Raw genomic sequence first — 1,136 nt, forward strand, 5'->3', positions numbered from 1 at the left:
GCCCCGTCTCCTCGTCGACCGCCCAGTAGACATGGCCAAGCATCTTGCCGAGAGCCTCGCCGCCGGCAATCCCGGTCAGCTTTTCGGCGACCGGGTTCATGAAGGTGATACCGTTTGCGGCGTCGGTGCAGATGACGGCATCGCCGATCGATTGCAGCGTCACCCTCAACCGCTCCTTTTCGTCGGCAAGCATTGCCGCTGACACAGTAAGGCGCTCTTCGGCCTCCTTGCGGCGGGTGATGTCGGTCAGGCTGCCGATGGCCCTGATCAGCCGTCCATTCTCGTCGCGTTCGATGGCCTTGCCGCGGTCGAGTATCCACATCCAGTGGCCATCCTTGTGGCGCATCCTGAACTCGGCCTCAAAGAACGGTGTCTTGCCCTCGAGATGAGCGCGATCCGCTTCGGCGACAGTCTCGCGATCGTCGGGATGAATCATCGTCAGCCAGCGATCGGTGTCGCCATCGAGCTCGCCATCCGCATAGCCCAGCATCTTGACCCAGGTCGAGGAATAGGTCGTGCCCCCCTTGCGCATGTCGAGGTCCCAGACGCCTTGGCCGGCACCAGCCAGAGCAAAATTCCAACGCGTCTCCGCCTCGGCAATGCGCGCCTCGGCCTGCTTGCGCGCGTCGATGTTCTCGATTTGCGAAACGAGATAGAGCGGGCGGCCGCTGGTCTCATCGCGAATGACCGAACCGGCAAGATGAGCCCAGACGGGCGTTCCGTCCTTCCTGAGATAACGCTTCTCGAAGTGGAAGGAATTGACCGTGCCCGCCTTCAGATCGTCCATCGTCTCCCGCCCGATCAGCAGATCGTCGGGATGCGTGATCTGGAAGAAAGTCAGCGCCTCGATCTCTTCGCTTGTGTAGCCAAGCATGGCGGCGAAGGCCGGATTGGTTTGGCGGATGCGACCGTCGAGACCGACAACCACGATGCCGATCGCCGAATCCTCCATGGCGCGGCGGAAGCGCAGCTCGCTCTCGGCGATCTGCTGGCGATCCCTGCTGATCCTGCGGATAGACAGGGCGGCGAGGAACAGCGCGCCCGCCGCCACCGCCACCGCGATCTGCAGGCAGAGCCTCAACGCTTCGGTGCCGAAATCCAGGCTCGACAGCAGGATCGAGGTCGCCAGCACGCCC

At 63.2% G+C, this 1,136-nt stretch carries 1 protein-coding gene; it reads right to left on the bottom strand.

What is annotated here, in order from left to right; all coding sequences use genetic code 11:
• A partial coding sequence (locus tag EN939_RS35145; RefSeq protein ID WP_127271938.1) for a PAS domain S-box protein occupies window positions 1-1,136 on the bottom strand: 1,136 nt, incomplete at both ends.

It is taken from the genome of Mesorhizobium sp. M7A.F.Ca.CA.002.05.1.1, assembly GCF_003998335.1.
Lineage (GTDB): Bacteria > Pseudomonadota > Alphaproteobacteria > Rhizobiales > Rhizobiaceae > Mesorhizobium.